Raw genomic sequence first — 24,155 nt, 5'->3', positions numbered from 1 at the left:
TGCGTCCCCGCACGTCGTATCAGTGCTCGCACGGACGACGCCCACGGTTAATTCTATCCTCGGCTTACAGCGTCGTAACGCGTGCCTACACCGGCCGCTCTCGTCTCGAGTCGTCCACCGGCCGGTCGGTGGCCGTGGTGAATCGTGGCTCGGACGTCGAGAGAAACGCCGACGCGATCAGGCCTTGGCCTGCCAGGTTCGGATCCGGTCGGCACTGACCCCGTCGACGTCCTCGGCGACGGCGTCGGGATCGGCCTCGGTCAGGTCGTCGATGCTCTCGATACCGGCGTCGGCGAGCTTCTCGACTGTCTTGGCACCGACTCCGTCGAGTGCCTCGAGGTCGGAGCCACTGTCCGACTCGCGGGCCTGAAACTCCTGATAGTTACAGATCGGACAGCCCAGTTCCCAGGGCTCGTCGCCGCTGTGGATCACGAGTTCCGGCAGGTCGTGTTCCTCGCAGTACTCGTCGGTGACTTCGATCTCGCCGCGGCGGGGAAGCGGCAGCGAGTACTCACAGTCTGGGTAGCGCGTACAGCCGACCAGTCGCGAGCCGCTCTGGAGGGTCTTGACTGCCAGTTCGCCGCCGTGTTCCGCACTACATTCGGGACAGTCGCCCAGAATCGGCCCCTCGCCGGCGTCTTCGGCCTTACAGAGCGGACAGCCGTGGACGAACGTCTGCCGCCCGGCGAGCATCTTGACCTCGTTCAAGCCGTGTTCCTCACACTCGCGTTCCATGATCAGCGGTTTGCCAGTCGAGGGCAACGGGAGCGTAAACTCACAGTCGGGGTAGCCATCACAGCCGACGAAGTAGGAGCCGTGGCGGCTGCGCCGGACGAGCAGATCTTCGCCACACTCCGGACAGGGACCGAGGCGTTTGTCCTCTTTGAGCGACTTCCGGAGGTGCTCGCCGATCTCCTCGCGCGAGTCGGCGAGGTTGGCGAAGATCTCCTCGAGCATCTCCCGGGATTCGTCGGTGACGTCCTCGAGGCCGGCCTCGCCGCTGGCGATGGCGTCCATGTCCTGTTCCAGTTGGGCGGTCATCTCCTCGCTGACGACGCGGTCGGCGTAGTCTTCGGCGGCGTCGACGACGGCCATCGCGAGCTTCGTCGGGCGTGGCGGATCACCCTCGATGTAGCCCCGGTCGTATAATTTTTCGAGTGTATTATGTCTCGTACTTTTCGTTCCGAGCCCCTGATCCTCCATGGTCTCGATGAGCCGCGACTGGCCGTATCTGCGCGGCGGCTGGGTCTCTTTCTCTTCGAGGTCGACGTCCGTGAGCGCGAGTTCCTCGCCCTCGTCGACGTCGGGAACGTAGTTCTCGCTGGTGCTGAAATAGGGATAGACGTCGTGGTAGCCGGGTTCGACGAGCCGCTTGCCGTTTGCCTTCAGGCGGTAGTCGTCGACTTCGGCGACGACCTTGAGGTGTTCCCAGACGGCTGCTTCGGCGACCGTCGCGTAGAATCGGCGAACGACGAGTTCGAAGACCTCCCACTCGTCGTCGCTGACGTCGCCCCGCGAAGGGATCTCGCCCGTCGGGTGGATCGGCGGGTGGTCGGTCGTCTCCTCGTCGCCTTCCGTCGGGGTGATCTCGTCGGCCTCGAGCAGGCTCTCGGCGTCGTCGCCGAGCGTCGAGTGACTGACGAACTCGTCGAGTAACTCCTCTGGATCGAGGTCGTCGGGGTAGACGGTGTTGTCGGTCCGCGGATAGGTGATGTAGCCGGCGGTGTAGAGGTCCTCGGCGATCGACATCGCCCGTTTGGCGGAGTAGCCGATAGCGCCGGCCGCACGGATAAACTGGGTCGTGTTGAACGGCGTCGGCGGTGTGTCAGTTCGCGTCCGGCGGTTGACGTCGACCACGGTGGCCGTGTCACGGTTGGCGAGCGTCTCGTAGACCTCGTCGGCGACGGGCTCCTCCCAGACGCGCTCGGCCTCGTTGTCGTCCTCGTCGCGGTAGAAGTACTGGGCTTCGAAGCTTGTGCCGTCGTCTTGCGGTTCGGCATCGCTTGCCCCGTCGCTTTTCTGGAGATCCGCAAAGAGCTCCCAGTAGGTCTCGGGATCGAACGCCTGGATCTCCCGTTCGCGATCCACGATCAGCTTCAGCGTCGGCGACTGCACGCGGCCGACGGAGATGAAATCGTCGCCGAGCTGGCCAGCCGACAGCGAGAGAAACCGGGTGAGCGCGGCACCCCAAATGAGGTCGATGATCTGGCGAGCCTCACCCGCGGCGGCGAGATCGAAATCGAGGTCGTCCGGGTTCTCGAACGCCTCCTGGACCTCGTTTTCCGTGATCGAGGAGAACCGAACGCGGCGGATGGGAACGTCCTCGTTGACATCTCGGACGATCTCGTAGGCCTCCTTTCCGATGAGTTCGCCCTCGCGGTCGTAGTCGGTCGCGATCGTCACGCGTTCGGCCTTGCGTGCGAGGATCCGCAGCGTCGCGACGATGTTTTCCTTCGTCGCCGTCTTCTCGACGTCTGCGTCGATGAGTTCGACGGGTTCGACGTCCCGCCAGTCGGAGTACTCCGAGGGGAAGTCGACGCCGACGACGTGTCCCGACAGCCCCACACAACGCTTCCCTCCCCACTCGTAGACGTTGACGCCGTTCTCACGACTCGAGTCGTACGTGCCGCCGCTCAGGATGTCGGCGATCCGGCGCGCGGCGTTGTCCTTTTCGGTGATTATCAGTTCCACGCCGGATCACCTCCGTGAGCGGTCGATCCCGGAATCCGGGAGCGAGTTGTCTGCATCGTCGCTCGCTACGACTGAGGATTTGATAACGCTTTCGCCAAAAACCGGAAGACAGCGCGGGTATGCGTGCGTTCGCGGGCGATTGCGCTTGCGCGTGCGAGAGGTGTGAGTTGAGGAAGGGCAGCGAGACGGTCCTCGAGATGTAAAACGTAGGCGGATTCGATCGTGTTACCAGACAACAGTCAACACGTCCGATCGCGTCTCGACGCCTGTCGCGCAACACGACAGCGTCTCGAGTGCGCTCGGTGTGTGCATCGTGTTGCCCGGCAGTATCAGTCGTCTGCTCGGACTGAACACGTACCGTGGAGAGTTCGACGGAGAACCAGGGGAGGACGTTCCGACGAAACGAGCGAACTGATCGGTTCGGTTTTTCGTCTTGGGACTGTAATAGACGTTAACATATCACATAGGAGCAGAAAACATCATTATTATTCGTGTTGTACAGTGCACGATTAGTGCATGCAAGTACCAAAAACGCGGGAAGTTACGTGTCCGAGATGTGGAGAAGCCAGTAGTATATCGGTTCCAGGCGCGGACGTGGAACTGAAAGTTAGCCCGTACAGAGCTGCGTTCGGTGAGCACACGAAAGTCGAATGTTCGGCCGGACACAGCTTCTGGGTCTACTACTGTTAACAGTAGATAGTAGTACGGTTTCTTTATGTAGACACTGCGAGCGAAGCGAGCAGTTTGCTGTCAGTCGTTCCTGTCGGTTCGGTCTTGTACTCCCGACTCCTCGAGTTCCGACCCGTCCATAAACTCCTGATACGCCTCGAACCCGTCCGGCGTCGGAACGAGGACGTCGTCGCGGATCCCGCCCTCGAGTGCGTCGTAGAGGTCCTGCATGTCCTTGAAGTGGACCGCGACGACCGGAAAGTCGGCCGTCATCTGACCGCGTCGTTCCGCCTTCTCGACCGCCGCTTCCTTCGCCGCTTTCCGGGTGAGGTAGGTCCCGACGATCCGGTTGTCATCAACGGCGTCGATGAGACACCAGAGGATCTCCGGAACGGGATCGTCCCGTTTCACTCGTCGATGTGGCGTGTCGTCGGTCATCGTCGCGTGTCGCCTCTCTCCTCGGGACGAAGTCGTTCGAAACCGTCGGTTCCGGTCATTCGTTCGTACCCGTGACGACATCGTCCGGCGACAAAGTCCTGTCCCTCGGATCGTACAGATACGACTGATACGGATTGCTGTACCGATTTACCGGTGCAACCGCGACCCGGGCTGCGGTTGCGCCGGCAACGACGTACAGCAGTCCGTATGAGGTCGAGGTTGAGACATCGTCGGTCGCTGCTCACGTAGTGGGTTACACGACGATGCTGCCACCGACAGTATAACGGAGCGCAAAAAGTAGCGATCTACCGGTGCATTCGCGACCGGGTTGCGGTGTGGCGAAACTGCGGACGGCAGTCCGTACTAGTCGTCCGCCGGCGCCGCTCGAGAGGTGATGTCGACGGGTTCGGCGTCGACCTCGAGTTCGTCGAGCGCTTCCTGGGCGGCGCGCTTGCCGGAGACGAGCATGGCGCCGAAGGTCGGACCCATGCGCGGCAGACCGTAGGTCGTCGCGGTAGCCATCCCCGTCGCGATCAGGCCGTCGTGGACGAGCCCGGTGTGTTCGACGACGGCGTCCTCGGACTTGCCGACCCACATCGAGTCGTGACCGGGCGAGTCGTGGCCGGGCGCGCCGTAGCTGTCGTCGTCGGTCTGGTCCATCCCCGTCGCGGAGGCCTCGGCGTCGCCGATCCCGGGGGCGTCGAGGACGCCACGCTCGTCGAGTTTCTTGACGGCCATTGCGTCGTGGCCCGTCGCGTCGATGACGAGGTCGGCCTCGACGGCGATCGGGTCGACACACGTGATCTCCCGGGGCAGTGCGTGGACCGGCGTCCAGTTCATGACGATACCGGACACCTTGTGATCTTCACGGATGACGATGTCCGTGAACTCGGTCATGTTCTGCATCTTCGCGCCCGCGTCACAGGCGGCCTTGATGAGCCCCGAACAGGCCTCGGGACCGTTTGCGACGTACAGTCCCTCGCTGTTTTCGGACTGCTTGTAAGAGACCTCGAGTTCCTCGAGGATGTTCTGGGCGGGGTCGCGGACCGTTACCTTGTTCATCAGGAAGCCGCCGAGCCAGAAGCCGCCGCCGAGGTAGTTGTTCTTCTCGACGACCATCGTCTTGACGCCGCGCTCGGAGAGTTCCTTGGCGGCGGTCAGGCCGGAGGGCCCACCGCCGACGATGATCACGTCCGAGTCCGAGAAGTCCATGAACTCCTCGGTCCATTCCTGTCCGATTGCGCGTGTGACGTCGGCTTCACCGACCTGACTGAACTGCTCGAATTCGCTCATACAACTAGGTGGTAGGAGTTAGTGGTGAAAAGTCTGTCGTGACGGACGTCGTCAAATATTTAGCTTTCGGACGGTTCACGCACTGGTTTTGGAGTATTAATCGTTGAAGTTGTATCACCTGTTCCGGGCCGCCGCAACCATTCGTCGCTACGCCGGATAGCGACCGCGACGGCTACGGGACCCGAACGCTGAAGGCTCGCGCCGGTCTACATCGTCCAGATGTACCGTCGCGCCTTTCTCGCGGTCGCCGTCCTCGCGCCGCTTGCGGGCTGTCTCGAGTTTCTCGACGACGACGGCGAGGAGATCACCGAACCCGGCGACGTCGAGGTCACCTGGAGCGACCTCGTCCGGGAGAACCCCGGCACTGAGGACGAACGCGTCGTCGTCTGGGGCGTCGTCAGAAACGTCGGCGATCGCACCCTCTCGTATCTCGAGATTCGGGCGACGTTCTTCGACGACGAGGGGGAGGAACTCGAGAGCGTCATCGAGAACGTCGACGCCGACCTAAGCACCGGCGACGAGTGGCCGTTCGACGTCGAGTACCCACGGTTCGGCGAGGACGCCGCCGCAGTCGCGACGTACGAACTCGAGCCCGCGACCGGGGTCTGATGGCCGCGAACGGATCGAGAGGACCGCCATGACGGAATCGAACTCCGACCACGATGCCGACTCGAGTCCGGCCGTCGGGGACGGTTCCGGCCGCGACGAGGGTATCTCGACGCTCGCAAAGCAGGGCTCGATCACGTTCGTCGGCAACGTCGTCAACGGTGTCTTCGGCTTCGCGATCGTCATGCTGATGACGCGGTTCGTCAGCCCGTCCGTGTACGGACTGTTCGTGCTGGCGACGTCCGTGATCCTCTTCATGCAGGTGTTTGCGAACCTGGGGCTGCCCCTGGCGATCGATTACTTCGTACCCCAGTACTTAGACGAGGGCGAGCGGGGGAAAGCCAACGGCGTCATCGTCCAGGTGACTGCGACGGTGCTCGTCACGTCGTCGCTGGTCGCGTTCGCACTCGCGATCAGTGCCGGGTACGTCGGCGCGTTCTTCGAGGAGCCCGCGATGCGGGTCGCGTTGCTGTTTCTGTCGGTGACGATCCCGATGCTGGCGATCTACAACGTGTTGTTGACCTCCTACTACAGCATCAAGAAGCTCCAGTACCGGGTTATCATGCGTGATCTGGTCCGGCCGACCGTTCGCTTCGGGGTCACCGCCGGCTTGCTGCTGGTCGGCTACGGGCTGCTCGGCCTCATCGCCGGCTACGTCGTCGGGTTGTTCGTCGCGATCACCGTCGGCGCGGCCGTCTTCACGTACAAGGCCTGGGACCTCCTGACGACCGAGATCGAACTCGTCGCGCCGGGGCCGATGGTCAGGTACTCGATGCCGCTGGCGATGACCAGCGTCGTCTTCGTCCTGATGGGCCACGTCGACTACTTCGTCCTTGGATTCTTCCTCGAGTCGGACAACGTCGGCATCTACCGCGTCGGCTACATGCTCGGCTCGGGGCTGATGATCATCTTCAACTCCTTGTCGCCGGTGTTCAAACCGCTGATCGCCGAGACCAGAGACGACATCGACCTCGTCGAACAGCGGTTCCGGATCATGGCCCGCTGGATCGCTGGAATCACGCTCCCGGTCGCGATTTTCCTCTCGCTGGGCGCGAGTTCGTATCTCGCAGTGCTGTATACGCCCCAGTACTCGGCAGCCAGCACCGTCGTCGCGCTGCTGGCCGCGGCGTTTCTGTTCAACGTCACGTTCGGCGGCCCCGACGGCTCGCTCCTACAGGGACTCGGTTACTCGCGGTTCGTCTTCCTCAACACACTCGTCCTCTTCGGCGTGAACCTGGTGGTCTCGTTCGCGCTCGTCCCGCTGGTCGGTATCGAAGGGGCGGCGATCGGCTCGGCGACGGCGCTCGTTCTCGTCGGTGGGCTCACCCTCGCCGAAGTCTACTACCTCGACGGCATCCACCCGTTTACGCGTGACTTCGCGAAGATCGTCGCCGCCGGTGTTCCCGCAGCGATCGCCGGCGCACCCGTGGTCGTCCTCCTCGAGTCGGATCTCCTCGTCGCCGCCGTGTTACCGATCGTGGTCGTCGGCGTCTACCTGTGGACGCTGCTCGCGACCGACGCCTTCACCGACGCCGACGCCCAGATGGTCGCGGAGTTCAGCCCGACGCTTCGCAAGTGGCTGCCGATCGGCCCCCAGTGAAGTACCCCGCACGCGGTGGCGCGGGGCTTCGGTGTCTACCCCGAAGTGGGGGCAACCGAATTTAATTCCTCTCGCGCTCCCCTACTGGGGTCGCGGCGTCGTGGCTGCCGGGCTTCACCCCCGCCCGCGGTGGGGCGGGCCACTCGCCCTTCCTAACTATTGTAGACGACCCACGGGCGCCCGGGACGGTTGCGTGTCCGTTCCCGAGTCGCGCTCCGACGATCGCAAGTGTTTCACCAAGTGGTACGACTAGGTTATACATGGTCGATACCGTTGTCCTCTACCGTGCGCCATCGACCGTGGCCGACGCCGACGCGATCGGGGACTGGCTCGAGCCTCGAATCGACGCCTCGGTCACGGTTCGCGATCGATTCCTCGACAGCTACCGGACCGACGACCTCGCAGAGCGGTTCGCCGAGGCGCGGGTTCCCTCGCCCTACGACCGCGAGACCGGCAACACGATGCTCGGAACGATCCGCTACGAGGAACGCGCCCTCGAGAACCCCGAGCGCGAAGGGGGTGTCCTCTACGACGGCGTCCAGGTACAACGCGCGCTAAACAGTGCTCTGCCGGGCGAAGAACGCGACCTCGAGACGCTGCACGTGCCGATCCTCGACCGGGCGATCGGCACCTGGGGCGACCACGACGGGCGCTGGCACAAGCGTGTGAACGTCCTCGGCCAGCCCGGGCTGGTGTCGGTACCGGGACTCTACGAAGCGCCCGCCAAGCCGGAGGCCTACTACAAGGAAAAACAGCGCCACGCCCTGCTCTCGGGTGACGCGCCACCGCGTGAGGTCCTCGAGAACCAGGTCGAGGGCGACTTTCTGGTCGACGACGATCCCCGAACGACCGACGCGCTGTGTGGCTACGTCCTGCAGGCCTACCACTATCTCGAGACCGGCGAGGCCTTCTGTGACCGGGCGGTGTGTCGGCTCTACAACGCCCACTACCACGAAGACCTGATCGACGCCCAGCTTCGCGAGCCCGCGTTCTGTAGCGAGCATGCGTGGCTGTACGAACCGGCCGATTGAAGCGACTAGCCACGAGCTACGCGGACGGCTCGAGATTGCCCGTACCGGTGCGTTCTTCTGTCACAATCGAGTTCGCTATCGTACGATGACTGACGCGTTTACCGTCGACGTTCCCGTCCGCTATCGTGACCTCGATCCGTTCGATCACGTCAACAACGCCGTCTACGCGACCTATCTCGAGGTCGCCCGCGTCGACTACTTCGAGGCCGTCGTCGATCTCTCCGTCGAGGAGTTCCCGTTCGTCATCGCGAACCTCGAGATCGATTACAAGCAGCCGATCAAACAGGGCGACGAGCCGGAAGTCGCCCTCTGGATCAGCAGCCTGCGTGAGACGAGCTGTACGATGGAGTACGAGATCCGCGTCGACGACGACATCGCCGCGACGGCCGAGACGACGATGGTCCACGTCGATTCCGACTCGAAGCGGCCATCGCCGATTCCCGATGCGGTCCGCGAGCCGATCGTCGAGTACGAGGGTCTCGAGGCGTCGGCGTAACAGTTGTTATGAATACGATTTATCATTAAATTTACATATATTTAATTGGAGTAAAATAAGGGTATCATAGAACACTTCTCGTGGATTCGATCGGTGGTTGGTACAGGTAGGTGATGTATCGCAATGGAGTTTGACCCATATGTCAACTGGCGAAAATAGCGTGCAACATCCAGAGCGTAAGTACAGCACGACGACCTCGTTTGTTTCACGCAGAAACCGTTGAACCATCCGCCCACTGCACATGCGAACAGACCGGTAACACCGTTGTCAACAGACTAACTGAGATTACAATCCGACCGGTGGTTCGAGTTCGGGATCAGCTTCGACGATAGCCGACAGATAGGGCTGCAATTCGTCAAACCGCTCTGTTGGTTCCACAAGGTCCCGTTCCGAATCGTAGTCGATAACCGACGCCGTTTCCAGCATCGGAATATGTTCGTGATACAATGAGAGAGCAATCTGCGATAATTCGTCTCCAGAAACCGCTGTAACATCGCGGTGATGATTGTGTTTACTAATTGCTTTCACGAGGTCGTTCAACGTTAACGATCGTTGCTGGTCGGCAAGGACCGCAAGAACGATTCGACGTTGTCGATCTCGACACAGGTCAAGTACCGTGTCGAATTCGATGCTTCGTTTACTCATGATGCCGTTCATATCGAAAGCCGTTTGCTGTTCGTATTTGGCACACTTTCCCGACTGGACGCGGCCTTGATGGGGGGACTGGGGCGGGATGTTGACACTGAAACGGAGTAGTGGCCTACTTTAAGAAAAGGTGTTCATAGTCCCAACAACTCTTTTAAGTCGGCTCGGAAGATCACTCGAAGTCTGTCGCGCTCGACAGCAACGCCTCGCTAAGGACCTGTTTCGTTCCTCGACGAATCCGATTCGACATGGCCTGTTGAGAGATACCGAGTTCGTCGGCGAGTTCGTCCATGCTCGCTTGACTCGGCGTATCGAAGTACCCCTTCCGAAGCCCGACGATGAGGGCCTCGCGCTGTTCCTGAGAGAGGCCGAACTGTTTGACGCTCTCAGTTCGGTCGGTTTCCGTATACGTTCGAACGATGTGAATCTGTATTCCCAGGTCGGTACAAAAGTTGTGAAACCGCGAGAGTGCGTCGTGGTCGGGAAATCGGAGTTGGAAATACCACTTGTCATCGGCATGCCCTTCTAAAATCGTCCCATCGGCCTCCGTGATTCCCTGAATGAGGTCGTTGTGCTGCCCGTACCATCTCACGCGATAGAGCGTGCTATCCTCCACTTTATCGAGCGCGAGAATCTCATCTACGAACTCGTGCGCGATCACGTTTCGCTCGAAGGCCTCGAAATCGTCTCCCGATACCCAGAGGAAGGGTACGACGGAGTTTCCGGTGGGTACGATCCGTTCGAGTTCGATGTACATGTGAGGCGGCCCAGACAGTACTTCCCCGAGCGTGAACTCTTCGTTCTCAACTGTGAACTCGAGGATAACGCTCATACAGTGAGTACAGGCTGGCCAGAAAGGTAGGAGTTGGCCCTGATTGTACCAATTTCTCTCAGAGAGCGCTCTGTACTGATCGCTCCGTAGCTCTGATAGGTGGATGAGCGGTTGTGCCGCATTCGTGCCTTGTGTCTCGCACACTTCGCTCAGCCTATCCTATAATTGGTAGATAGTACGTGTGAGATCCAAATAATAAAATCAGCATAACAAGTTTGATTGACGTAGGCTAATTCATCAATTTTTACCGCTCAGTAGATGACCGTAATGAGTTTTGGCTAACAAATTAGCAAATAGAAAGGATAATTCGAGGAATATTGCGTTTCTTCTATTAAGAAATGGCGAACAGGGACGACGTCGAAAGAAAACTCGCCAGATGTGTCGACTGCGGTGCTGTGTATGCAGCACGACAGTGGCCTACTGGCAAAGTCCAGCCAATCGGAAGTGATCGCTGCGAGTGCGGCTCCTCTGACTTTGTTATCATCAGTGACATTGACGACGAATCGCCACCGGACGGTGCAAGCGCGGAGTGAATATCACCGACCACACAATGAGCGGTCACAATCAATGTTGGTTGGCGATTGAACCATACCACATTCGTGCTATGTATTCATCACGACCTTTCGAAGACGCTCTTGTGAAGGACATTGTATAGTAGTTCTACAACCAGTCATAAATAAAGAAATTATATTCATAACTGGTAACGGCGACGGCCGTGTCAGACGATCGACTAGAAGTTAGTGCCGGCGCGACCGCAGGACGAGTCGCGCCACGACATCGAGCAGTCCGTATCAGGCGTCGATCGACTCGAGAACGTCGTTATCGAGCTGTTTTGCCTCGGTGAACACGTACCGACTGACCAGCAGCGTACTCACCATACTCGTCACCGCGGCGGCCGAAAAGAGCATGAGCATGATGACGAACTGGTACTGGGCGGCGTAGATCGGGTTCGCGCCGGCGATGATCATCCCGGCCATCAGCCCCGGAATCGAGACGACCCCCAGGCTCTTGAGCCGATCGAGGATCGGGATCAGTGACGCGTAGACACTCGTCGAGACGTGTTCGCTGACGACGCGTTCGGGCGGCACGCCGACGCTCAACACGGCCTCGATCTCCGCCCGGTTACTCGAGAGTTCGTCCGTGAACCGCTCGAGGGCGAGCGAGTTGGTCTTCATCGCCATCGCGATCACCATGCTTCCGATGACGATCAGATCCCGCATCGTCCGCTCGATCGCACCGGCGACCGCCATCGAGGCGATGACGATGGCGGAGCCGACTCCGATCGCAAGCAGCGACGCGCGAAAGGAGCCCGGCAGATCGGCGCCTCGTTCGTGGGAGATCCAGGCCGCGGCGGCGATCATGAACGCGAGGACGACACTCGCCCACGCGATGTGGGCCGCCAGCAACAGCCCGATCACCGCGCCGGTCGCGACGATCTGGACGAGGCCGCGGCTGCTCGTCGTGATCAGTTCGCGCCCGAAGCCGAGATCGCGCAGATACGTGAGCACGAGCACGGCCGCTGCGAGGACGACCGCGATGGCGATCTGGACGAAACCCGTGATGACGGCCGGATCGCTGGCGTGTTCGACCAGCGTCGCCAGCGCGTCTTCGCTCACGGAATCACCTCCTGGGGCGTCCCGACCTGTGTCACGCGACCGTCCTCGAGGCGGACGATGCGGTCGGACAACCGGCGCGCCTGGTCGGTGTCGTGGGTGACGACGACGCAGGTCAACGCCTCCTCGCGGATCAGGTCCTCGAGTAACGCCTCGAGTCGCGCTTCCGTGTTCTCGTCGAGATGGGCGGTCGGTTCGTCGAGTAAGACGACCTCGGGTTCGACGTACAGCGTGCGGACGATTGCCACGCGCTGTTGCTCGCCACCCGAGAGATCGTCGACGGACGCGTCACGATAGCCCGCCAGTCCAACGCGCTCGAGGAGGCGATCGACGCGTTCGTCGTCGACTGGGTTGTCACACAGCCGATCGCCGACGGTGACGGCGTCGGCGACGGTGCCAGACCCCAGCGCGGGTGCCTGTGGAACGAAGCCGACGCGCCGCCGCAGCGCCAGCGGATCGAGTTCGCGGTAGTCGCGGCCGTCCAGATAGACCGTCCCCGCGGTCGGTTCGTCGAGCCGGTTGAGCAGACGGAGAAACGACGATTTCCCGGCACCGGAGGGGCCGATGACGGCCACGACCTCGGCGGTCGGGATCCGAACGGAGACCGAATCGACGATCCGCTCGCCGTCGACGACCCGCGTCAGCTCTTCTGTCTCGAGTTTCGACGCCATTCGGCCGATATACGGCGACCGGACACAAGTCACTGTCCGCGCCGCTTTGGGTTCCACGAGCGGCAGACGTCGACTCCGGCGACGCGTTACTCGAGGCGGCCGCCAGTCAGTCGCACGATGCCGAAGACGTGGGTCTCGTCGGCGACGGCACGCGAGCGCTCACGGAGGCGTCGATGGGCGGCGTCGATCTTCCGGTCGAGACGCAGGTGTGGCTCGTTCTCGTATCGCAGTTTCGTCGTCGGCGGCGTCGAGAGGACGACGATCGCCCGGAAAACGGCGTTTACCGGCAGCGAGTACCACTCGTCGCTGCGCGCGGCGTTCGCGAGGACGACGTTGCCGTCGGGCCCGACGAGGTTACACCAGTCGTCGACCGCGCCCGCGGGATCGTCGAGCATCCCGACGACGAACGTCGCGAGGAGGGCGTCGACGTCCGTCTCCTCGTCGAGTGGTCTATCCCCGCCAGCGGCTCCTCGGCGAAACGGCGGCTGGGTCGCATCGCCCCGAACGACGTGGACGTTGTCGTACTCGGCGGTCAGTTCGCGTGCTCGCTCGAGGACCGGGGCCGTGAAGTCGATTCCGACGACGGTCCCGTCGGGGCCGACCTGCTCGCGGAGATACGGCAGGTTCGCTCCCGTCCCACAGCCCATCTCGACGACGGTGTCGCCGGGCTCGAGTTCGCAGGCGGCGGCCACTCGGCGGCGAAGCGCCGGGATACCGGGCGTTCGACGCGAGATGACGTCGTACAGCCGCGCCCAGCGACCGTAGAACTCCTGTGCGGTCTCCGTGTCTGTCGTCGGGAGTTTCGAGCGCAGCGCAGCCATTCAGAGCACCGAGCGAACCGAGTCCGCGACCGACTCCGCGTCCGGTCCCAGGACGTAGATCAGCGGCTCGATTCCCATCCCGCCGGTCTGGTACAACACCGTCGCCTCGGGTTCGTCTTCGATGACGGCCCCGACGCTTGAGGCGACGTCGTCTTCCTCGTCGAACTCGGCGGTGACGTGGCCCTGCTCGCTCAGTGCGGCCAGCAGGTCCGGATCGTACGTAATGTTGATCGCCGCCGAGGCGTCGGCGCCGTGGTCGCGTGCGGCCAGCAACACCGTCGCGACGTGTTCCGAGACGCCGAATTCGGGATCCGACGGCACTTTCGCCTGTCCCTTGACGTCGAAGATCCGTCCCGGAACGCCGGCGACGTCGTCGACGTCGGTCGCGTCGGGGGTGCAGGCGACGAGGTTCGAGCCAACTGCCGGGATCAGGCTCGCGAAGCCGCTTGCGTTCTCGAGGATGCGCAGCCCGCGGCGAAGCGACGAGAGGACCCGTTCGCTCGTCCGCAGGTCGCTCTCGGGGTCGTGAACGCGGAAGCTCTCGCCGTGGTCGGCGAGCTCCGGGACGGCCTCCTCGTGGAGCTGTGCCAGCAGATCGCCGCCGGTCTCGAGTTCGCGGATCAGCACCTCGATCTCGATCAGGGCCTGGACGGGCGTGATGTCGCCGGTTTCGAGGCCGTCGGCGAGTTCGACGACGAGCGCCTCGACACGCTCGTCGGTGGCGATACGATCGTTGGTGGTGACGTCGCCGTGGGCGTACTTCGAGACGGCGCTTTGACTGATACCGAGGACGTCCGCGACCTCGCTCTGTGTCAACCCGCGCTCGCGGAGTTCCCCGGCCAGCAGCGACCGAACCGTCGGGAGGAACTCGTCGACGACGATCTCTTCGACGAATTGCATGCTACTGGTCCTAAGAGCGCGCTGGCAATAACTATGGGGTCTGTACCGGTGATCAACCGTCACGGGGACGGCTCGAGACGATGGGATTACTCGTTTCGTTCGAGTTGATCGCCGCCGAACTCGTCGTCGCTTTGGATCCGTGAGGCCTGTGGGCCGGATTGACCCTGGTACTTCGAGCCGCGCTCGCTGCCGTAGGGGCGGTCGGCTTCGGTTTTCAGTTCCGTAAAGGTCAGCTGCGAGATCCGCATCCCGGGCGTTAGTGCGACAGGTGCGGTTCCGAGATTCGACAGTTCGAGGGTGATCTGCCCTTTGTAACCGGGGTCGCACAGTCCGGCTGTAGCGTGAACGACCACGGCGAGCCGACCCAGCGACGACCGCCCCTCGACGTGGGCGATCAGGTCCGCCGGGATCTCGACGCGCTCGTGGGTCGTCCCGAGGACGAAGTCACCGGGATGAAGAATGAAGTCGTCACCCTCCTCGACGTACGTCTCGGTGACGTAGTCGTCGACCTCCTGTTCGGAGTTTGGGTGGATACAGGGGATGTTCGTCCGCTGGAACTCGAGGAACTCCCGGCCCAGTCGGAGGTCGACGCTCGCCGGCTGGATCTGCAGTTCGGGATCGTCTAAGGGCTCGACGACGAGGTCGCCGTCTTCGAGCCGTTTCAGGATGTCCGCGTCCGAGAGGATCATACCCGACGAGTCGAACGGTGGGGGTGTAAACCGTTCGATCCGGTCGATCGATGAGTGTCCATCACGGTCGCCGCGAGACGGCGCCGATTCCGGTATCGGACCGAGACAGCGATCGGGCGCGAGGGCGATCGAGACTACTCGAGTGCGTCCTCGATCGCAGCGCTCGTCCGCTCGAGTGCCATCTCCGCGAACTCGCCGTCGTCGACGAACTCGACCTGATCGCCGTCGACGAGGACAGTCGGGGTGCCGCGGACGCCGTTCGAGTCGCCGTAATCGTGGTCGGCCTCGATCGTCGACCGATGGGCGTCGTCTTCGGCGGCGTCGCGGACTGCCGCGGCGTCGACGTCCAGCCCGTCGGCGACGCTCTCGATCGCGTCGTAGGAGTACGAGCCCAGGTAGTCGTAGATCTCGCTCGAGAACGACCAGAACGGCTCGTTTCCACCCTCCTCGAAGACCTCCCGTGCGGCGCTGGCGACGGCCCACGACCAGATGCTGTCGACCGGGAGCGGAAAGTCACGATGCTCGTATCGGACCTGTCCCGGCTCGAGGTAGTCCTCCTCGAGTACTGGAACGACGTTCTGTTTGAAGGCCCCACAGGCCGGACAGGCGAAGTCCTCGTAAACGGTTACCGTCACGTCGGCGTCCGGGTCGCCGGCGACCGGCGGCTCCGGCGGATCCTCGCTACCCAGACAGCCGGCGACGGAACCGAGACCGGTGGCTGCCGTCGCTCCCAAAACCGCACGTCGCGTGAGTCGCATGCCGGCGACTAGTGACGCGGCTCCCAAATACGTATCGTCCGTAACACGGTACGCGCCGCTGGCTCGTGTCACGGTCTCGATCGCCGGCGCTTTATCGATCGCCCTCGAGTGTCGGCGTATGAAACAGGCCATCGTCGCCCGCACCGACATCGGCATGGGACAGGGAAAACTCGCTGCGCAGGTCGCTCACGCCTCGCTGTCGGCCTACGAGAAGGCCGACGCGCAGCTGCGTGATCAGTGGAAACAGGGCGGGCAGAAGAAGGTCGTCCTCAAAGGCGAGAGCGAACGCCAACTCCACGAACTCTCCGAGATCGCCGACAGCAAGGGGATCCCCAACGCCTTGGTTCGGGACGCCGGTCACACCCAACTCGAGCCCGGTACCGTCACGGCGCTTGCCGTCGGCCCCGCAGCCGACGACCGCGTCGACAGCGTCACGGGCGACCTCTCGCTGTTCTGATCGCGAATCGCAGCGGACGTGTTACCAGGGTGGAAAGATAGCAGCACCTATATATTTGTGGCAAGCGTTCGTTCGGATACGATGACAGTTCTTTCGGAGGAAGACGAAGGGAAGTTCCTGATGGACGTCCGTGGCGAACAGATCGGCATCGTCACCGAGGTCGACCCCATCGAACAGATTGCGTACGTCGATCCGGAGCCGACGCTGACGAACGCGTGGATCCAGAGTCTCGGCCGCGGAAGCGCCGGCGAGGACGACCTCGAGATCCCCGCCGAAAACGTCGCGACGGTCACCGATTCGGAGCTGCGTGTCGACGCCGATCTCAGCAGCGAGGCCGACGAGTCAGACGAGTAACAGCGCCGCCCCGACGAAGATCGTCGAGCAGACGATCGCGGCGATACGCGCCGTGCGTTTCTCGAGGGGGCCGTCGAGACACGACAGCGCCAGCACGACGACCGAGGCGAACCCGACGCCGAGCACGACACCTGCATTTGGGCGGTCGCCCGTCGCAAGCGAGACGAGACCGATGCCGACCAGCAAGCCGAGTGCCACCTCGAGTGTCCGCCGTACTGCGTCCTGTCGCGTTCCCATCGTTCCGACGTCCACCGGCTATCGAATACCCGTTTTGGTATCAGGTATCGCTCAGTTCGGCGAGTGTTACCTGACCCTCGTTGTCGACGGTGACGCTGTAGCCAGCGTACTCGAAAATCACGCGTCCCGCCGTGCCGTCCGAGGTAGTGAATAGTTCGTCCAGCGCCGTCGGATCGATACTCTCGTAGAGCGGTTCGCAGTCGACCGGATCGATCCCTAACTCGCTTGCGACGGCACCGACGACGCGAAGACTCGAGTCGGCGTGGTTCTCGAGCGCCTGTCCTCCCGGTCCGTCGTCTCTTCTCCGTTCGTGTGTTCCCATTATCGGCCTCCTAGATGTGCGTTCTCACACTGTTTCCACAGCGACGCTACGTGTCGATACCACATAGGAACACACCCGAACAGAGCCGTATCTATATCTATTGTCACTATTCACCACTCGAGTGGCTGCAGCTCTCGACGTTACGACGGTCTCGGGACGTCGGTACAGCAGTCCGTACCGATGGGCGCCGCGAGAACGAACCGATTTATCCCCGGCGATCCAAGCGCCAGCAACCACATGCGTCCGGCACATCCTACGGAGCAGGCCGTCGGTATGGAGTACTACGTCAGCGACGCCGACGGCGTCGGCGGTCACCTGCGCGAAGACGACGAACACTTCCGGGTGCGCGAACTCGAGCGTTTCGAGACCGAACCCGTCGATTCGAACGTCGACGCCTACCCCCACCTCGTCTTCCGGGCGACGCTGTCGGGCTGGGACACCAACGACTTCGCCTCCCGGCTTTCGGACGCGCTGGGGATCTCCCGAGAACGCGTCAACTGGGCCGGCACGAAGGACAAGTACGCCGTCACTACGCAGCTGTTCTCGGTCTACGGCGCCGACCTCGAGGATCTGCCGGACATCGACGGCGCCGAGATCGAAGTCCTGGGTCGGGCCGGACGATCGCTCGAGTTCGGCGATCTGGCGGGCAACGAGTTCGAACTCGTCGTCAGCGAGCCCGACGAGCCGGATCTGGCGGCGGAGATCACCGACGAACTGCACGATTTCGGCGGTCTCGAGACCGACGGCGACGACGCGACGTCGATCGGTGTCCCCAACTTCTTCGGGCAGCAACGCTTCGGGAGCCGGCGGCCGGTAACCCACGAGGTCGGCCTCGAGATCGTCCGCGGCGACTGGGAGGGGGCCGTGATGGCCTACCTCGGGAATCCGACGGACGCCGAGCCCGAGGACACGCAGGCGGCCCGTTCGTTCGTTGAAGAGACCCGCGACTGGGACGATGCCCTCGAGCGGTTTCCGAACCGCCTCCGATACGAGCGCTCGCTCTGTCACGGCCTCGCGGAAGTCGACGGCGAACCCGAGCCCGCCGAGTACCGCGCCGCCCTCGAGCGTCTCCCATCGAACCTCCAGCGGCTGTTCGTCCACGCCGCCCAATCCTACGCCTTCAACCTGATGTTGAGCGAACGCCTCGAGCGTGGACTGGCGTTCGACGAACCCATAGCTGGCGACGTGGTCTGCTTCGCCGATACGGACGCCCCCGAAGGCCTCGAGCTTCCGGATACCGACCGCCTCCAGCGGGTCGACGAACGCCGCGTCCGCTCGGTCTCCCGGCACTGCGAGCGCGGACGAGCGTTCGTCACCGCGCCACTCGTCGGCACCGAAACCGAACTCGCCGACGGCGAACAAGGAGCGATAGAACGGGCCGTCCTCGACGAACTGGACCTCGAGCCCGCGGACTTCGATCTCCCCGGCGAGTTCTACTCGAGTGGCACTCGACGGGCCATTCTGGTGCGGACGGATCTGGCCCTCGAGCAGGATCCACTGACCCTCGAGTTCGCGCTCCCGAAAGGATCGTACGCGACGGTCGTCCTGCGGGAGTTCCTGAAGGTCGATCCGGTCCAGTTAGGATAGACACTCGTATCCAGCCCGAACCCCAACATCGACCGTATGGACGTCGACGACCAGCCGGAGATCCTCCTGACGAACGATGACGGGATCGATGCACCAGGTATTCGCGCGCTGTACGACGCGCTCACCGAGGTCGGATCGGTCACCGTCGTCGCTCCCGACCGAAATCAGAGTGCGGTCGGCCGCTCGCTGTCCTACGGCCGGACGGCCTCGGACGACGACGACCCCGACCTGGCGACGAGCATGGCCGACGGGATGTTCACCTCGCCGGTTCCCCACACCGATCACGAACTCGGCTACGCCGTCAACGGGACGCCCTGTGACTGCGCCATCGTCGGCGTCAACGCCATCGAGCCCGACCCCGACCTCGTCGTCTCGGGCTGTAACGACGGCGCGAACCTCGGTTCCTACGTCTTCTCGCGGTCGGGAACCGTCAGCGCCGCCATGGAAGCCGCTTTCCTCGGGACGCCGTCGATCGCGATTTCGATGGACACGCTGGGCCTCGAGGGCGATCTCGAGCCCGCAGACTTCGAACGCGCCGGGGAGATCGCCGCGACGCTCGCCGGCGGCGTGCCGGGGACGGGACTGTTCGACCGCGTCGACTACCTGAACGTCAACGTTCCGCGACCGGACGTCGAGTCGGTCGGCTACGAACTCACGCGCCCGACCGAGGTCTACGAGATGGACGCCGCCAAAGAAAACGGTGAGTTCCAGCTTACGAACCGACTCTGGCAGCAGATGGCCAACCGGGACATCCCCGATCCCGCAGACACCGATCGACACGCCCTCCTCGAGGGAGACGTCTCGATCTCCCCGATGCGGGTGCCGTACGACGTCGTCGACACCGAAGCGGTTCGGAACGTTCTCGGTCGGATCCTCTAGCATTTCGTTCCGCGCTGTCGGTCCGAACGAAAACGCGGCGGTTTTACATCCGAACCGCCAACGTGTGCCTAGCTCATGGAGTGTCGCCACTGTGCCTCGCCGCTCGAGAAACCCGGGGACTTCTGTCTCGTCTGCCGGGAGACCAACACCGAAGCGATCGTCCTCGAGGTGGGGCGTGACCGGGCGACGCTGACGATGCTTGCAGCCGACGGCGACGAAGATACGGCCGTGGCCGGAAATGACGATCCAATACTGGGTGAAACGACGATCACTACGACACCAGAAGACGGTGAGAACGAGGTCGTCGAACTCCGGAACTTCGCGGGGCTGATCGGCGACGAGATCCGCCGCAAACGGCCCGAGGAGGTCTACGCCGGCGGCGAACGGGTGGTGATTCAGGCGATCCGTGAGGACATCCACCATCCCTTCTACCGCGTCGAAGACGACGACCCCGTCGAGGCCGTCCTCGAGCGACGAGGCGACCGCGCCTTGGACGTGGTCGACACCCCGCCGGCGGAGAAGATCGGCGGCAGCCACTCGACGCTCATCGGCGGCCGTACGGGCATGCGAGCCATCCAGACTGTCGCCGAACACCCCCACGTCAAGAAGGTCATCCCAGGGCCGATCGACGCCGGCGGCAAGGGCTCCCAGTCGGGACTTCGAGCGAAGGTGACTCGTGCCGACGACGGCGGCAACGTTCGCATGCTCCTCCGAGACGGCTCGAGCGTCCAGGAGAACCGCGTCGTGACGACCGCTCGCGACCGGGAGATGGGCGAACACATCCGAGAGGACTTAAACGACGTGTTGACCGACGCGGAGTTTCAGTGAGGACCGGCGATCGGACCCTGCGTGTCTGACCGCTATCGGGCGAATATTGTCACGGTCCGATGGAAGTGACACTGCCTGCTGGTTGTCAGCCCCTTATCCGGACGGCTGTAATTAGATATAATTAGCCATGCTCGAGCGACCCGACGCCGTCCTGGCTGCGATTCCGCTGCTCGCGTTGAGTGGACTCGCCCTTCGAACGGTCATCGCGGCGACGGGGATCGGGACGGGGTTGCTCGCCGCACCGCTTGCCCCCGCCGGATACCTCGCTGCGCTCGTGTTCGTCTTCCGGGAACTGCTTACCGGGCCGATCGCCGAGCGAGCGGACGAGGAATCGGCCTAACTCAACAGGTTTAAGAATCCGCTGACGATAGCTAGCCTTACTATGGCCGAGAAAGGAAAAGTCGGTAGCGCGGGCCGCTTTGGCGCACGCTACGGTCGCGTTGCCCGACGTCGCGTCAGTGAGATCGAAGACGACATGCAAAACGCCCAGGTCGACGGTGACGACGTCACCCGCGTTGGCACCGGCATCTGGAAGAACGAAGAGACCGGTGAGGTCTTCACCGGCGGTGCCTACCGTCCGGAGACCCCCGCCGGCCGAACCGTCAAGCGGTCGATTCGTGCCGCACTCGCCGAGGACGACGAATAACACTTCCTCGATCCAGTATGAGTTACAAGTGCTCTCGCTGTAAACGCGACGTCCAGATCGACGAGTACGGTGGCGTCCGCTGTCCGTACTGTGGTCACCGCGTCCTTCTGAAAGAGCGCAGCCGCGACGTCAAGGAAGTCGGCGTCGAGTAGCGCGTGTCTTCTCACGACGCGACCCTCGAGTTCGACTACGAGACGCCGTCTCGCGCACGTCTCGTCGCCGACAGCGTCGCCCGCGAGATCGGCGAAATCGACGACGAACGCTCCCAGACGACTATCGACTGTGAGGGTTCGACCGTTCGCGTCGAGATCGACGCCGCCGACGTGATCGCACTGCGAGCGGCACTGAACACCTGGTTTACGCTGGTCGACGTCGCCGAACAGGCAGCCGATATCGGCGACCGAACGCTCGAGTCGTCCTGATACGGACTGCCGTCCCGATCTCCCGCCGATCGCCAGGGTGGGGTCGGCGATCGGCGAGACGTGACGACAGGAGACCGTCCGAGTAGGCCCATTCGACGCGAGTTGGCGCAAGTCGTCTCGACTCGAGACGTACAAAGCACCGCGACTGTCGATCACGACTACGAGTACCGTTCCACCCGTCGACTGATCGGTCGAATCGGACGACACCGCAGGATTCGCCCCAGCAGTGCAGGCGTGGACCGCCACTAGCCGGGTAGCAGTCGCCGGTTTTCGATTTTTGGATCTCGGCGTGAATCGGGTCGTATGGCAACGGGAACCGGAACGCGACGTCGGCTACTGCTGTCGGGTGGGACGATCGGGTTCGGCTTCGGCGCCGTCATCGACGTCGTGCTCTTCCATCAGATCTTCCAGACGCATCACCTCCTCTCCGGGTTCTACGATCCCTACAGTCTCGATGGGCTGCGAACGAACGTCATGTTCGACGGGCTGTTCACGCTCGGAATGCTGTCGATTATGGCCGTCGGGCTCGGGCTCCTCTGGCGACTCGCCAACGGTACCGATCGCCGGTTCTCGACGACATATCTCGTCGGCGCGATCGTCGTCGGAATGGGGACGTTCAACGTCATCGACGGTGTCGTCAGCCACTACGTCCTCGATCTGCACAACGTGGTCCACGGGACCGAGGCGTGGAACCCCCACTGGCTCGCCGTAAGCGTTCTCATGCTCGCTGTCGGCCTGTGGCTTCTGCGGAGGGCCGACGGTCACACGTCGCTGTGACTGAGTGACTCGAGTCCGATTCCCACGGATTCCGTCTCGAGAAACGCGTTCTCGTATCCCTCGTGGCGCGACAGCTGTGGGGGACTCTCGACACTGATCGTCAGTTCGTCGCCACGCTCGAGAACGGACGGGTCGACGGCCGTTCGGTAGTGATGACCGAGTTCCGGACCGATAGTTTCCCGGAGCGCTCCGCCGGCGATCCGCTCGCCAGCCCGGGAGACCGCCGCGGAGAGAGACGCGAACGGAAGCGGATACGCGTTGTACGCCGTCCGCGCCGTCATCGCGAGTTCCGACTCGGCCGCGTCGGACCGATCGTCCCTGCCGACGAGCGTCGCCGTGTACTCGACGTCGTCGGCCGTCGCAGTGCCGATTCGAGTCGACGCGGCGCGCTCGTGGTCGAATTCGTCGTGATCGTCAGTATCGTGTGCCATGGGCTCGAGTGCGCCGGGTTCGCCACGACCCTCGTCTTCGTCGATCAGCCGGCGTTCGAGTTCCTCGATCTCGTCGCTTTCGTACTCGAACTCGAGTTCGGCGGTCGCTGGGTCCACGAGATCGGCGGCGCCCTCGCCGAGTACGTCCGCACCCGTCGTGCCGACTTCGACCGTTGCCACGTACGCGCCGTCGCCGTCGAGCGGAACGTTGTCGCCGTAGTGGGCACCCATCTGCTGTGAGAGCATCGGCCAGAGGGATCGATCGTCCGACCAGTCGCCGGCTCGCGTCTCGAGTGTCGTCGTCACCGGTGCCGGCAGGAACTGCCCTGTTTCGGCGTCGCGGACGTCGACCATCAGGTGGACCGCGTGTCGCGAGCGGACGTCGGCCCGATTTCGCTCGCCGTCGGCGACGACCCAAAACGAGTGGGGACGGGTCGCCGCGAGCGTGATCTCGCGGCCGGCTTCGGTCGCCATCCCGTATGTCACCATCTCGTCTGCGTGGGACGGGACGTAGGCGCCGTCGGGTGGATCGACGACGAGTTCGCGCCAGGCGTCTTCGCGACGGAGACGCTCGAGATCGAGACAGCCGGCCGACAGTCCCACGAGCAGCGATCCCCCGGCAGCCAGCGCTGCGCGCCGTCGCATACCCGTCGTAACGCCGACGATCCCGAAAGCCGACCGGGCTGCCGTCGCCGGCCCGTCATCGACGACAAAGCTTGGCTTTATCAGTCCGGAGGGCGAGGGTCGAGATATGCAGGGTAATCTGCCGCCGGAAGCGCAGGAAAAGATCGAACAGCTACAGGACCTTCAGGAGACGGCACAGCAGGTCGCCGTCCAGAAACAGGAGGCCGAATCGAACCTCACCGAAGCCCAGAACGCCCTCGAAGAGCTCGAGGAAATCGACGAGGACACCCAGATGTACCGCAAGGTCGGCGAACTCCTCGTCGAGACCGAGTACGACGACGCCGAAGACGACCTCGACGACAAGGTCGACTCGCTCGAGATTCGCCTCGAGACCCTCGAAAAGCAGGAAGAACGCGTCCAGGATCAGTTCGAGGATCTGCAGGACGAACTCGAAGAACTGCTCGGCGGCGCTGGCGGCGGCATGGGCGGTCCGGCCGGCCCGGGCGGTCCGGGCGCCGGCGGCGCATAAATGCCAGCCGACGAACCGACCGATGACGAGGTCGTGCAGACGGCCTCGGACGCCGCGGAGGGCCTGATCTTCTCGCGGTACAAGCAATCGAGCGTCCGTGACTGTGACGTCACCGTCACCTTCGAGGACGGCGTCCTCGAGGTCGACGTCTATCTGAACGTCCCGGAAGCCGAGGACGACCCCGGCCCCGATCCGGAACAGGTCGCCGACGCTGCCGCGCGTACCGCACGCGAGGCCGTCGACGAACTGTTCGAGGAGTCGACCTAAGACTGCCGGCCAACGCTTCGGGCCGGTCGACGGCCGACGGGC

Annotated in this window: 30 protein-coding genes; 16 read left to right on the top strand and 14 right to left on the bottom strand. The window is 63.1% G+C overall.

Features of this window, described 5'->3' with window-relative positions; genetic code table 11:
- Positions 1-177: 177 nt before the first annotated feature.
- From RBH26_RS01630 to RBH26_RS01620, 3 genes are all read right to left on the bottom strand, one after another.
- Complete coding sequence (locus RBH26_RS01630) at positions 178-2,691, bottom strand: DNA topoisomerase I (RefSeq protein ID WP_306756122.1); 2,514 nt, start codon at positions 2,689-2,691, stop codon at positions 178-180.
- A 750-nt stretch (positions 2,692-3,441) separates the two neighbouring features.
- Positions 3,442-3,798, bottom strand: coding sequence for a hypothetical protein (locus RBH26_RS01625; protein WP_306756121.1), 357 nt, complete (start codon positions 3,796-3,798; stop codon positions 3,442-3,444).
- A 363-nt stretch (positions 3,799-4,161) separates the two neighbouring features.
- Positions 4,162-5,091 carry a sulfide-dependent adenosine diphosphate thiazole synthase gene (locus RBH26_RS01620; protein ID WP_306756120.1) on the bottom strand — a complete coding sequence of 310 codons (930 nt, stop codon included), beginning with the start codon at positions 5,089-5,091 and terminating at the stop codon, positions 4,162-4,164.
- Positions 5,092-5,310: 219 nt separating this feature from the next.
- On the opposite strand from RBH26_RS01620, the gene RBH26_RS01615 reads away from it, so the two are divergent.
- The 4 genes from RBH26_RS01615 (at position 5,311) to RBH26_RS01600 (ending at position 8,824) form a co-directional block, all read left to right on the top strand.
- Entirely contained in the window at positions 5,311-5,700 is a 390-nt protein-coding gene (locus tag RBH26_RS01615; RefSeq protein ID WP_306756119.1) for an FxLYD domain-containing protein, read from the top strand.
- Positions 5,701-5,728: 28 nt separating this feature from the next.
- Positions 5,729-7,297 carry a flippase gene (locus RBH26_RS01610; RefSeq protein WP_306756118.1) on the top strand — a complete coding sequence of 523 codons (1,569 nt, stop codon included), beginning with the start codon at positions 5,729-5,731 and terminating at the stop codon, positions 7,295-7,297.
- Between the two features lie 260 nt (positions 7,298-7,557).
- A complete protein-coding gene (locus RBH26_RS01605) occupies positions 7,558-8,328 on the top strand; it encodes a DUF6775 family putative metallopeptidase (RefSeq protein ID WP_306756117.1) in 771 nt (256 codons plus the stop codon).
- Between the two features lie 85 nt (positions 8,329-8,413).
- Entirely contained in the window at positions 8,414-8,824 is a 411-nt protein-coding gene (locus RBH26_RS01600) for a thioesterase family protein (protein WP_306756116.1), read from the top strand.
- A 285-nt stretch (positions 8,825-9,109) separates the two neighbouring features.
- Here RBH26_RS01600 and RBH26_RS01595 read toward each other — a convergent pair whose 3' ends face one another.
- The 8 genes from RBH26_RS01595 to RBH26_RS01560 form a co-directional block, all read right to left on the bottom strand.
- A complete protein-coding gene (locus RBH26_RS01595; protein WP_306756114.1) occupies positions 9,110-9,481 on the bottom strand; it encodes a hypothetical protein in 372 nt (123 codons plus the stop codon).
- 160 nt (positions 9,482-9,641) lie between these two features.
- Entirely contained in the window at positions 9,642-10,301 is a 660-nt protein-coding gene (locus tag RBH26_RS01590; RefSeq protein ID WP_306756113.1) for a helix-turn-helix domain-containing protein, read from the bottom strand.
- A gap of 791 nt (positions 10,302-11,092) precedes the next feature.
- Positions 11,093-11,917, bottom strand: coding sequence for an ABC transporter permease (locus RBH26_RS01585; protein ID WP_306756112.1), 825 nt, complete (start codon positions 11,915-11,917; stop codon positions 11,093-11,095).
- Positions 11,914-12,585, bottom strand: a complete 672-nt coding sequence (locus tag RBH26_RS01580) for an ABC transporter ATP-binding protein (RefSeq protein ID WP_306756110.1) — start codon at positions 12,583-12,585, stop codon at positions 11,914-11,916. Before RBH26_RS01580 ends, RBH26_RS01585 begins: the two co-directional genes overlap by 4 nt.
- Positions 12,586-12,671: 86 nt before the next feature.
- Positions 12,672-13,406, bottom strand: a complete 735-nt coding sequence (locus RBH26_RS01575; protein WP_306756109.1) for a methyltransferase — start codon at positions 13,404-13,406, stop codon at positions 12,672-12,674.
- Positions 13,407-14,306, bottom strand: a complete 900-nt coding sequence (locus RBH26_RS01570) for a thiamine-phosphate synthase family protein (RefSeq protein ID WP_306756108.1) — start codon at positions 14,304-14,306, stop codon at positions 13,407-13,409.
- Positions 14,307-14,392: 86 nt separating this feature from the next.
- The gene (gene dcd, locus RBH26_RS01565) at positions 14,393-14,995 is read right to left on the bottom strand and encodes a dCTP deaminase (protein WP_306756107.1); all 603 of its coding nucleotides are present in this window, start codon (positions 14,993-14,995) and stop codon (positions 14,393-14,395) included.
- Positions 14,996-15,129: 134 nt separating this feature from the next.
- On the bottom strand, positions 15,130-15,753 hold the full coding sequence (locus tag RBH26_RS01560; protein ID WP_306756105.1) for a thioredoxin domain-containing protein: 624 nt from the start codon (positions 15,751-15,753) through the stop codon (positions 15,130-15,132).
- Positions 15,754-15,871: 118 nt separating this feature from the next.
- On the opposite strand from RBH26_RS01560, the gene pth2 reads away from it, so the two are divergent.
- A complete protein-coding gene (gene pth2, locus RBH26_RS01555) occupies positions 15,872-16,210 on the top strand; it encodes a peptidyl-tRNA hydrolase Pth2 (RefSeq protein ID WP_306756103.1) in 339 nt (112 codons plus the stop codon).
- Positions 16,211-16,291: 81 nt separating this feature from the next.
- On the top strand, positions 16,292-16,564 hold the full coding sequence (locus RBH26_RS01550; protein ID WP_306756102.1) for a hypothetical protein: 273 nt from the start codon (positions 16,292-16,294) through the stop codon (positions 16,562-16,564).
- Here RBH26_RS01550 and RBH26_RS01545 read toward each other — a convergent pair.
- Together RBH26_RS01545 and RBH26_RS01540 are read right to left on the bottom strand one after the other, a co-directional pair.
- Positions 16,553-16,801, bottom strand: a complete 249-nt coding sequence (locus RBH26_RS01545) for a hypothetical protein (RefSeq protein WP_306756101.1) — start codon at positions 16,799-16,801, stop codon at positions 16,553-16,555. The genes RBH26_RS01550 and RBH26_RS01545 overlap by 12 nt on opposite strands.
- A 40-nt stretch (positions 16,802-16,841) precedes the next feature.
- Positions 16,842-17,123, bottom strand: coding sequence for a HalOD1 output domain-containing protein (locus tag RBH26_RS01540; RefSeq protein ID WP_306756100.1), 282 nt, complete (start codon positions 17,121-17,123; stop codon positions 16,842-16,844).
- Between the two features lie 237 nt (positions 17,124-17,360).
- Here RBH26_RS01540 and truD point away from each other — a divergent pair, with 237 nt between their 5' ends.
- The 8 genes from truD to RBH26_RS01500 all read left to right on the top strand — a co-directional run bounded on the left by truD (position 17,361) and on the right by RBH26_RS01500 (position 22,262).
- Complete coding sequence (gene truD, locus RBH26_RS01535) at positions 17,361-18,710, top strand: tRNA pseudouridine(13) synthase TruD (RefSeq protein WP_306756312.1); 1,350 nt, start codon at positions 17,361-17,363, stop codon at positions 18,708-18,710.
- 36 nt (positions 18,711-18,746) lie between these two features.
- Positions 18,747-19,589 (top strand): 5'/3'-nucleotidase SurE, encoded by an 843-nt coding sequence (gene surE / locus RBH26_RS01530; RefSeq protein WP_306756098.1) that lies wholly within the window; start codon positions 18,747-18,749, stop codon positions 19,587-19,589.
- Between the two features lie 75 nt (positions 19,590-19,664).
- A complete protein-coding gene (locus RBH26_RS01525; protein WP_306756097.1) occupies positions 19,665-20,417 on the top strand; it encodes a DUF2103 domain-containing protein in 753 nt (250 codons plus the stop codon).
- Between the two features lie 127 nt (positions 20,418-20,544).
- Positions 20,545-20,757 carry a hypothetical protein gene (locus RBH26_RS01520; RefSeq protein WP_306756096.1) on the top strand — a complete coding sequence of 71 codons (213 nt, stop codon included), beginning with the start codon at positions 20,545-20,547 and terminating at the stop codon, positions 20,755-20,757.
- A gap of 42 nt (positions 20,758-20,799) precedes the next feature.
- Positions 20,800-21,063 (top strand): 50S ribosomal protein L37ae, encoded by a 264-nt coding sequence (locus RBH26_RS01515; protein ID WP_306756094.1) that lies wholly within the window; start codon positions 20,800-20,802, stop codon positions 21,061-21,063.
- A gap of 17 nt (positions 21,064-21,080) precedes the next feature.
- The gene (locus RBH26_RS01510) at positions 21,081-21,215 is read left to right on the top strand and encodes a DNA-directed RNA polymerase subunit P (RefSeq protein ID WP_306756092.1); all 135 of its coding nucleotides are present in this window, start codon (positions 21,081-21,083) and stop codon (positions 21,213-21,215) included.
- Between the two features lie 3 nt (positions 21,216-21,218).
- Positions 21,219-21,485, top strand: coding sequence for a KEOPS complex subunit Pcc1 (locus RBH26_RS01505; protein ID WP_306756091.1), 267 nt, complete (start codon positions 21,219-21,221; stop codon positions 21,483-21,485).
- 303 nt (positions 21,486-21,788) lie between these two features.
- Complete coding sequence (locus RBH26_RS01500; protein WP_306756090.1) at positions 21,789-22,262, top strand: DUF2243 domain-containing protein; 474 nt, start codon at positions 21,789-21,791, stop codon at positions 22,260-22,262.
- Here RBH26_RS01500 and RBH26_RS01495 read toward each other — a convergent pair.
- Complete coding sequence (locus tag RBH26_RS01495) at positions 22,247-23,338, bottom strand: iron transporter (RefSeq protein WP_306756089.1); 1,092 nt, start codon at positions 23,336-23,338, stop codon at positions 22,247-22,249. The genes RBH26_RS01500 and RBH26_RS01495 overlap by 16 nt on opposite strands.
- 106 nt (positions 23,339-23,444) lie before the next feature.
- Between RBH26_RS01495 and RBH26_RS01490 the strand changes: the two genes are divergently transcribed.
- Both RBH26_RS01490 and RBH26_RS01485 read left to right on the top strand, forming a co-directional pair.
- Positions 23,445-23,846, top strand: coding sequence for a prefoldin subunit beta (locus RBH26_RS01490; RefSeq protein WP_306756088.1), 402 nt, complete (start codon positions 23,445-23,447; stop codon positions 23,844-23,846).
- Positions 23,847-24,113: a DUF3194 domain-containing protein gene (locus RBH26_RS01485; RefSeq protein ID WP_306756087.1), complete on the top strand. Its 267-nt coding sequence runs from the start codon at positions 23,847-23,849 to the stop codon at positions 24,111-24,113.
- Positions 24,114-24,155: the final 42 nt, after the last annotated feature.

The organism is Natronolimnohabitans sp. A-GB9 (assembly GCF_030848565.1).
Lineage (GTDB): Archaea > Halobacteriota > Halobacteria > Halobacteriales > Natrialbaceae > Natronolimnohabitans.
This window is presented reverse-complemented; position numbering and strand designations above follow the sequence as displayed.

Excerpts from the sequence above, each read along its gene's own strand:
- RBH26_RS01625 (WP_306756121.1), bottom strand. The coding sequence starts at position 3,798 with ATGACCGACGACACGCCACATCGACGAGTGAAACGGGACGATCCCGTT.
- RBH26_RS01620 (WP_306756120.1), bottom strand. The coding sequence starts at position 5,091 with ATGAGCGAATTCGAGCAGTTCAGTCAGGTCGGTGAAGCCGACGTCACA.
- RBH26_RS01615 (WP_306756119.1), top strand. The coding sequence starts at position 5,311 with ATGTACCGTCGCGCCTTTCTCGCGGTCGCCGTCCTCGCGCCGCTTGCG.
- RBH26_RS01610 (WP_306756118.1), top strand. The coding sequence starts at position 5,729 with ATGACGGAATCGAACTCCGACCACGATGCCGACTCGAGTCCGGCCGTC.
- RBH26_RS01605 (WP_306756117.1), top strand. The coding sequence starts at position 7,558 with ATGGTCGATACCGTTGTCCTCTACCGTGCGCCATCGACCGTGGCCGAC.
- RBH26_RS01600 (WP_306756116.1), top strand. The coding sequence starts at position 8,414 with ATGACTGACGCGTTTACCGTCGACGTTCCCGTCCGCTATCGTGACCTC.
- RBH26_RS01595 (WP_306756114.1), bottom strand. The coding sequence starts at position 9,481 with ATGAACGGCATCATGAGTAAACGAAGCATCGAATTCGACACGGTACTT.
- RBH26_RS01590 (WP_306756113.1), bottom strand. The coding sequence starts at position 10,301 with ATGAGCGTTATCCTCGAGTTCACAGTTGAGAACGAAGAGTTCACGCTC.
- RBH26_RS01580 (WP_306756110.1), bottom strand. The coding sequence starts at position 12,585 with ATGGCGTCGAAACTCGAGACAGAAGAGCTGACGCGGGTCGTCGACGGC.
- RBH26_RS01575 (WP_306756109.1), bottom strand. The coding sequence starts at position 13,406 with ATGGCTGCGCTGCGCTCGAAACTCCCGACGACAGACACGGAGACCGCA.
- RBH26_RS01570 (WP_306756108.1), bottom strand. The coding sequence starts at position 14,306 with ATGCAATTCGTCGAAGAGATCGTCGTCGACGAGTTCCTCCCGACGGTT.
- dcd (WP_306756107.1), bottom strand. The coding sequence starts at position 14,995 with ATGATCCTCTCGGACGCGGACATCCTGAAACGGCTCGAAGACGGCGAC.
- RBH26_RS01560 (WP_306756105.1), bottom strand. The coding sequence starts at position 15,753 with ATGCGACTCACGCGACGTGCGGTTTTGGGAGCGACGGCAGCCACCGGT.
- pth2 (WP_306756103.1), top strand. The coding sequence starts at position 15,872 with ATGAAACAGGCCATCGTCGCCCGCACCGACATCGGCATGGGACAGGGA.
- RBH26_RS01550 (WP_306756102.1), top strand. The coding sequence starts at position 16,292 with ATGACAGTTCTTTCGGAGGAAGACGAAGGGAAGTTCCTGATGGACGTC.
- RBH26_RS01545 (WP_306756101.1), bottom strand. The coding sequence starts at position 16,801 with ATGGGAACGCGACAGGACGCAGTACGGCGGACACTCGAGGTGGCACTC.
- RBH26_RS01540 (WP_306756100.1), bottom strand. The coding sequence starts at position 17,123 with ATGGGAACACACGAACGGAGAAGAGACGACGGACCGGGAGGACAGGCG.
- truD (WP_306756312.1), top strand. The coding sequence starts at position 17,361 with ATGCGTCCGGCACATCCTACGGAGCAGGCCGTCGGTATGGAGTACTAC.
- surE (WP_306756098.1), top strand. The coding sequence starts at position 18,747 with ATGGACGTCGACGACCAGCCGGAGATCCTCCTGACGAACGATGACGGG.
- RBH26_RS01525 (WP_306756097.1), top strand. The coding sequence starts at position 19,665 with ATGGAGTGTCGCCACTGTGCCTCGCCGCTCGAGAAACCCGGGGACTTC.
- RBH26_RS01520 (WP_306756096.1), top strand. The coding sequence starts at position 20,545 with ATGCTCGAGCGACCCGACGCCGTCCTGGCTGCGATTCCGCTGCTCGCG.
- RBH26_RS01515 (WP_306756094.1), top strand. The coding sequence starts at position 20,800 with ATGGCCGAGAAAGGAAAAGTCGGTAGCGCGGGCCGCTTTGGCGCACGC.
- RBH26_RS01510 (WP_306756092.1), top strand. The coding sequence starts at position 21,081 with ATGAGTTACAAGTGCTCTCGCTGTAAACGCGACGTCCAGATCGACGAG.
- RBH26_RS01500 (WP_306756090.1), top strand. The coding sequence starts at position 21,789 with ATGGCAACGGGAACCGGAACGCGACGTCGGCTACTGCTGTCGGGTGGG.
- RBH26_RS01495 (WP_306756089.1), bottom strand. The coding sequence starts at position 23,338 with ATGCGACGGCGCGCAGCGCTGGCTGCCGGGGGATCGCTGCTCGTGGGA.
- RBH26_RS01490 (WP_306756088.1), top strand. The coding sequence starts at position 23,445 with ATGCAGGGTAATCTGCCGCCGGAAGCGCAGGAAAAGATCGAACAGCTA.
- RBH26_RS01485 (WP_306756087.1), top strand. The coding sequence starts at position 23,847 with ATGCCAGCCGACGAACCGACCGATGACGAGGTCGTGCAGACGGCCTCG.